Source organism: Streptomyces sp. NRRL B-1140, from assembly GCF_001280065.1.
Lineage (GTDB): Bacteria > Actinomycetota > Actinomycetes > Streptomycetales > Streptomycetaceae > Streptomyces.
This window is the reverse complement of the sequence record NZ_LGEA01000015.1, coordinates 1-381: the sequence shown is the minus strand read 5'-3', so window position 1 is coordinate 381 and position 381 is coordinate 1. Positions and strand designations below refer to the sequence as shown.

Below are 381 nucleotides of genomic sequence, written 5' to 3'. Positions count from 1 at the left end.
TGCGGCGCCAGGCGCGTCACGTCACGCCCGCCGACGGTGATGGTGCCGGAGTCGGGTTCGCAGAACCCGGCGATCATCATCAGCGTCGTGGTCTTGCCCGACCCCGACGAGCCGAGGAAGGTGACGAACTCCCCCGCCGCGATCTCCATCGACGCCTCGTCGACGGCGACCACATCGCCGTAGGTCTTGCGCAGCGCCACCACCGACAGCGCCTTGCCGGTCGCCGTGGCCGGCTTGTCACCGGCCACCTTCACCGACGGAGCGGCGATACCGAATTCAGCCACGAGCCCACTCCAACCAGCGCTTGGTGACAGCCGACTCGTTCTTCAGCCACCACTCGACATCCGCGTCGAAACCCTTGTCGTAGTACTTCGGAGCACC

At 66.9% G+C, this 381-nt stretch carries 1 protein-coding gene; it reads right to left on the bottom strand.

Features of this window, described 5'->3' with window-relative positions; all coding sequences use genetic code 11:
* A partial coding sequence (locus ADK65_RS04070) for an ATP-binding cassette domain-containing protein (protein WP_159038711.1) occupies nt 1–284 on the bottom strand: 284 nt, incomplete at its 3' end.
* Nucleotides 285–381: the final 97 nt, after the last annotated feature.